The organism is Actinocorallia lasiicapitis (genome assembly GCF_054778695.1).
Window position 1 is genome coordinate 1 of the sequence record NZ_BAAGZI010000383.1, and the last position, 5,545, is coordinate 5,545.

At 70.6% G+C, this 5,545-nt stretch carries 4 protein-coding genes and 1 rRNA gene; 4 read left to right on the top strand and 1 reads right to left on the bottom strand.

Annotated features, from left to right (window positions below):
• Positions 1–78: ribosomal RNA gene (rrf, locus tag ACYVE7_RS28195) — 5S ribosomal RNA — on the top strand; the annotation flags it as partial.
• A 76-nt stretch (positions 79–154) separates the two neighbouring features.
• On the opposite strand, the gene ACYVE7_RS28200 is transcribed toward rrf, so the two are convergent.
• Positions 155–754: a TetR/AcrR family transcriptional regulator gene (locus ACYVE7_RS28200; protein ID WP_460368793.1), complete on the bottom strand. Its 600-nt coding sequence runs from the start codon at positions 752–754 to the stop codon at positions 155–157.
• 70 nt (positions 755–824) lie between these two features.
• Between ACYVE7_RS28200 and ACYVE7_RS28205 the strand changes: the two genes are divergently transcribed.
• The 3 genes from ACYVE7_RS28205 to ACYVE7_RS28215 form a co-directional block, all read left to right on the top strand.
• Complete coding sequence (locus ACYVE7_RS28205) at positions 825–2,546, top strand: acyclic terpene utilization AtuA family protein (RefSeq protein ID WP_460368794.1); 1,722 nt, start codon at positions 825–827, stop codon at positions 2,544–2,546.
• A gap of 59 nt (positions 2,547–2,605) precedes the next feature.
• Complete coding sequence (locus ACYVE7_RS28210) at positions 2,606–4,132, top strand: acyl-CoA carboxylase subunit beta (RefSeq protein ID WP_460368798.1); 1,527 nt, start codon at positions 2,606–2,608, stop codon at positions 4,130–4,132.
• A gap of 5 nt (positions 4,133–4,137) precedes the next feature.
• Positions 4,138–5,545, top strand: a 1,408-nt coding sequence (locus ACYVE7_RS28215; RefSeq protein ID WP_460368796.1) for an acetyl-CoA carboxylase biotin carboxylase subunit, incomplete at its 3' end; no start/stop codon positions are given.

The following is a 5,545-nucleotide window of genomic DNA, read 5'->3' on the forward strand; positions in this document are numbered from 1 at the left end:
CCGAACCCGGAAGTTAAGCCCTTCAGCGCCGATGGTACTGCATGGGAGACTGTGTGGGAGAGTAGGACACCGCCGCATTAAATGTACGAAAGGCCCGAACCTTATGGTTCGGGCCTTTCGCTTTTCCGGGCTGCTTGATCGAGCCTTTTCGGGGTCACTGTTCGAGTGTGGTGTCGAGGATGGTGGCCCATTGGCGGAGGAGGTTTTCGCGGCGGGCGCTGTCGTCGGTGAGGAGGTCGGCGAGGCCGAGGCCGCGGACCAGGTCGAGGGTGGCTTGGATGGTTTCGCGGACGCCGGGCTTGGTCTCGTCGGCGCCGAGTGCTTCGACGACGAGGCGGTGGGTGACGCGGCCGAAGCGTGCTTCGAGGGGGAGGACCTGGTCGCGGAGGGCGGGGTCGGAGCTGGCGGCCACCCAGAGTTGCAGGGCGGCCCGGAACAGGGCGCTGGTGTACAGGTCGGCGAGCATCCGCAGCACGTCGAGGGTGGAGGCGCGGCCGCCGGCGAGGGTGAGCAGGTCGCGGGCGTGGGCGACGCGGTTGTCGGTGCCGTAGGCGACGGCCGCGGTGACGAGTTCTTCGCGGGTCCGGAAGTGGTGTTGGGCTGCGCCCCGGGAGACTCCGGCGCGTTCCGCGACGACCGAGACCGTGGTGCCCGTCCAGCCGGCGGTCGCCAGGCAGTCGACGGCCGCCTCCAGGAGGCGCTGCCGGGTGGCGCGGCTGCGGTCCTGCTGCGGCCCGCGGGTCGGTGTCGTCATGCCGTCCAGCATACGTCCAAAACAATCAAGCGCGCTTGATTTTTCTCGGACGACCTGTAAGGGTGAACTTATGCAGCCACGCGAGCCGCTCAGGATCGGCAATGCCTCCGGGTTCTATGGGGATCGGTTCTCCGCGGTCAGGGAGATGCTGGAGGGCGGCCCGCTCGACGTCCTCACCGGCGACTACCTCGCCGAGCTGACGATGCTGATCCTCGGCAAGAGCCGGATGAAGGACCCGAACGCCGGTTATGCCGCGACCTTCGTCCGGCAGATGGAGGAGAGCCTCGGTCTCGCCGTCCAGCACGGCACGAAGATCGTCACCAATGCGGGCGGGCTGAACCCCGCGGGCCTCGCCGCGAAGCTGCGCGAGATCGCCGACCGGCTCGGGATCGAGGTGCGGATCGCCCATGTGGAGGGCGACGACCTGCTTCCGCGCGCCAAGGAGTTTGGTTTCGACCAGACCCCGTACGGCCCGCCGCTCACCTCCAACGCCTATCTCGGCGCGTGGGGGATCGTGGAGTGCCTGAACGAGGGCGCCGACGTCGTCGTCACCGGCCGTGTCACCGACGCGTCGCTGGTGATCGGCCCGGCCGCCGCCCACTTCGGCTGGGCCCGTGACGACTGGAACGCCCTGGCCGGTGCGACGGTCGCCGGCCATGTGCTGGAGTGCGGCCCCCAGGCCACCGGCGGCAACTACTCCTTCTTCACAAAAGAGATCTACAACGTAAAGGCGCTGGGTTTCCCGCTCGCCGAGATCCACGCCGACGGCTCGTCCGTGATCACCAAGCACCCCGGCACCGGGGGAGTGGTGAGCCTCGGCACGGTCACCGCCCAGCTCCTCTACGAGATCCAGGGCGAGCGCTACCTCGGCCCGGACGTCACCACGCGCTTTGACTCGATCGAACTAGCCCAGGACGGCCAGGACCGCGTCCGGATCTCCGGGGTCACCGGCGAGGCGCCCCCGCGGACCCTCAAGGTGTGCAACAACCATCTCGGCGGCGTCCGCAACGAGGTCGTCTTCGTGCTGACCGGCCTGGACCTGGCGGCCAAGGCGAAGTTCGTGCGCGAGCAGTTCGAGGCGTCGCTGGCGCGCAAGCCCCAGCGCCTGGAGTGGTCGCTGATCGGCGGGCCCGACCCGGACGCCGCCGACGAGGCGGGCGCTTCGGTGCTGCTGCGCGGCTGCGCCCGCGACGCCGACCCGAACGTCGTCGGCCGTCCGTTCTCCGCCGCCGCGATCGAGCTCGCCCTGGCCAGCTACCCCGGCTTCCACATGACGGCCCCTCCCGGCAGCGGCAGCCCCTTCGGCGTCTACCTGCCCGCCTACGTTCCGGTCGACGAGGTGCCCCATACGGCCGTCCTGCCCGACGGCACCCGCCACCCCATCGCCCCGGCCCCCACCGGGCCGTCCCACGCTCAGCCCGCACAGGCGGGAGAGGGCGCGGAGCCGGCGAGTGCGGGGCCGGTCCGGACGGTGCCGCTCGGCGCGGTCGCGGGGGCGCGGAGCGGGGACAAGGGCGGTGACGGCAACATCGGGGTGTGGGTCGACTCCGCGGCCCGGTGGGAGTGGCTGGTCGCGACGCTGAGCGTGGCGAAACTCCGCGAACTGCTGCCCGACATCGCCGGCCTGAAGGTCGAGCGGTATGTGTTTCCCCGACTGCGGGCGCTGAACTTCGTCATCGAAGGCGTCCTGCAGGAGGGGGTGTCGGCCTCGACCAAGTTCGACCCGCAGGGCAAGGGCCTGGGCGAGTGGCTGAGGTCGCGTTCCATCGAGATCCCGGAGGGCCTTCTGTGACCCTGATCAGATCGAAGCTCGACGTCAGGGGAGAGGAGTACGGGCAGCGCCGCACGGCGATGCTCGGCAAGCTCGCCGACCTCGACACCGAGCACGCCAAGGCCCTGGAGGGCGGCGGGCAGAAATACGTCGACCGGCACCACAAACGCGGCAAGCTGCTGGCGCGGGAGCGGATCGAGCTGCTGCTCGACCCGGACTCGCCGTTCCTCGAGCTGTCGCCGCTGGCCGGGTACGGCAGCCCGTTCCCGGTCGGCGCCAGTGTGATCACCGGGATCGGGGTGGTCGAGGGCGTCGAATGCCTGATCGTCGCGAACGACCCGACGGTGAAGGGCGGCGCGAGCAACCCCTGGACGCTCCGGAAGAGCTTCCGCGCGTCCGACATCAGCTACGCCAACCGGCTGCCGGTGATCAACCTGGTGGAGTCGGGCGGCGCGGACCTGCCGACCCAGAAGGAGATCTTCATTCCGGGCGGCCGGATGTTCCGCGACCTGACCAGGGCGTCGGCCGAGGGCATCCCGACGATCGCGCTGGTGTTCGGCAACTCGACGGCCGGCGGCGCGTACATCCCGGGCATGTGCGACCACGTGGTGATGGTCAAGGAGCGCGCGAAGGTGTTCCTGGGCGGTCCGCCGCTGGTGAAGATGGCGACCGGTGAGGAGTCCGATGACGAGTCGCTGGGCGGCGCCGAGATGCACGCCCGCACGTCGGGGCTGGCCGACTACATGGCCGCCGACGAGCAGGACGCCCTCCGCATCGGCCGGAGCATCGTCCGGCGCCTCAACCTCCGCAAGGACGCCGCGCCCGTCGCGGTTCCCCCGGTCTATGACGAGGATGAGCTGCTCGGGGTGGTTCCCGAGGATCTGAAGATCCCGTTCGATCCGCGCGAGGTGATCGCCCGGCTGGTCGACGCCAGTGACTTCGACGAGTTCAAGCCGCTGTACGGCACCAGTCTCGTGACGGGCTGGGCCACCCTGCACGGCTACCCGATCGGCATTCTGGCCAACGCGCAGGGCGTCCTGTTCAGCGCGGAGGCGCAGAAGGCCGCCCAGTTCATCCAGCTCGCCAACCAGCGTGACATTCCGCTGCTGTTCCTGCACAACACGACCGGTTACATGGTCGGCGCGGAGTACGAGCAGAACGGGATGATCAAGCACGGCGCGATGATGGTGAACGCGGTCTCCAACTCCAAGGTCCCGCATCTGTCGGTGGTGATGGGCGCCTCCTACGGGGCGGGCAACTACGGCATGTGCGGCCGGGCCTACGACCCGCGCTTCCTGTTCACGTGGCCGTCGGCGAAGTCGGCGGTGATGGGTCCCGCGCAGCTCGCCGGGGTGCTGTCGATCGTGATGCGGGAGTCGGCGGCCAGCCGCGGACTGCCGTTCGACGAGGAGCAGGACGCTGGGATGCGGCAGCTCGTCGAGACGCAGATCGAGGCCGAGTCGCTGCCGTACGTCCTGTCGGGCCTGCTGTACGACGACGGGATCATCGACCCGCGCGACACCAGGACCGTCCTCGGGCTCTGCCTGTCCGTCATCCACAACGCCCCCGTGCGCGGAGCCGACGGCTTCGGCGTCTTCAGGATGTGAGCGCTTTGATCACACGTGTACTGGTCGCCAACCGTGGCGAGATCGCACGGCGGGTGTTCCGCTCGGCGCGGTCGCTGGGGATCGCGACGGCCGCGGTGTTCTCCGACGCCGACGCCGGTTCCCCGCACGCGGCGGACGCCGACGCGGCCGTCCTGCTGCCGGGTTCGTCGCCCGCCGACACCTATCTGCGCGGCGATCTGGTGATCGAGGCGGCGCTGGCGATGAAGGCCGACGCGGTCCATCCCGGCTACGGGTTCCTGTCGGAGAACGCGGGGTTCGCCCGCGCGGTCGCCGACGCGGGCCTGACCTGGGTGGGTCCGCCGCCGGCGGCCATCGAGGCGATGGGCTCGAAGATCGAGGCCAAGAAGCTGATGGCGGCGGCGGGCGTGCCCGTGCTGCCGGAGCTGGACCCCGAGACCGTTGCCGCGGCCGATCTGCCGATCCTGGTGAAGGCGTCGGCCGGCGGTGGCGGGCGCGGGATGCGGATCGTCCGGGAGCTCGGTGAGCTGGCCGAGGAGGTGGCGTCGGCGCGGCGTGAGGCGCAGTCGGCGTTCGGCGATCCCGCGGTGTTCTGCGAGCCGCTGCTGGAGCGGGCCCGCCATATCGAGGTGCAGATCCTCGCCGACGCCCATGGCACGGTCTGGGCGCTGGGGGAGCGGGAGTGCTCGATCCAGCGCCGCCACCAGAAGATCATCGAGGAGGCTCCGTCTCCCGCGGTGAGCGCCGCGCTGCGGGCGGAGCTGAGCGCGGCGGCCGTCGACGCGGCCAAGGCGATCGGCTATGTCGGCGCGGGGACGGTCGAGTTCATGCTCGCCGCCGACGGCCGGTTCTTCTTCCTCGAGGTCAACACCCGGCTCCAGGTCGAGCATCCCGTCACCGAGGCGATCTACGGGCTCGACCTGGTGGCGCTCCAGCTCGGCATCGCCGAGGGCGACGCGCTGCCCGCCGAGCCGCCCGTGCCGTCCGGGCACGCGATCGAGGTCCGGCTGTACGCCGAGGACCCGGCGCTGGACTGGCGTCCGGCCAGCGGCACCCTGCACACCTTCGAGGTGCCGGGGGTGGAGGCCGAGTTCGATCTGGCCGGGCTGCGGCTGGACTCCGGGGTGGAGTCGGGGAGCGTCGTCGGCGTCCACTACGACCCGATGCTCGCGAAGCTGATCGCCTACGGGCCGACCAGGCAGGCGGCGATCCGACGGCTGGCGCGCGCGTTGCGCGGGGCGCGGATCCACGGCGTCACCACCAACCGGGATCTGCTCGTCAGGATTCTGGAGGAGGAGACGTTCCGGGCGGGTGACACCCACACCGGCTACCTCGACGAAGTCGGCCTGGACGGTCTGAGCAGGCCGCTCGCCGACGCCGAAGCGGTCGCCCTGTCGGCGCTCGCGGTGGCGCTCGCCGACGCCGACGCCCTCG

Coding starts and splice junctions, on each gene's coding strand:
- ACYVE7_RS28205 (WP_460368794.1), top strand. CDS start 825: ATGCAGCCACGCGAGCCGCTCAGGATCGGCAATGCCTCCGGGTTCTAT.
- ACYVE7_RS28210 (WP_460368798.1), top strand. CDS start 2,606: ATGCTCGGCAAGCTCGCCGACCTCGACACCGAGCACGCCAAGGCCCTG.
- ACYVE7_RS28200 (WP_460368793.1), bottom strand. CDS start 754: ATGACGACACCGACCCGCGGGCCGCAGCAGGACCGCAGCCGCGCCACC.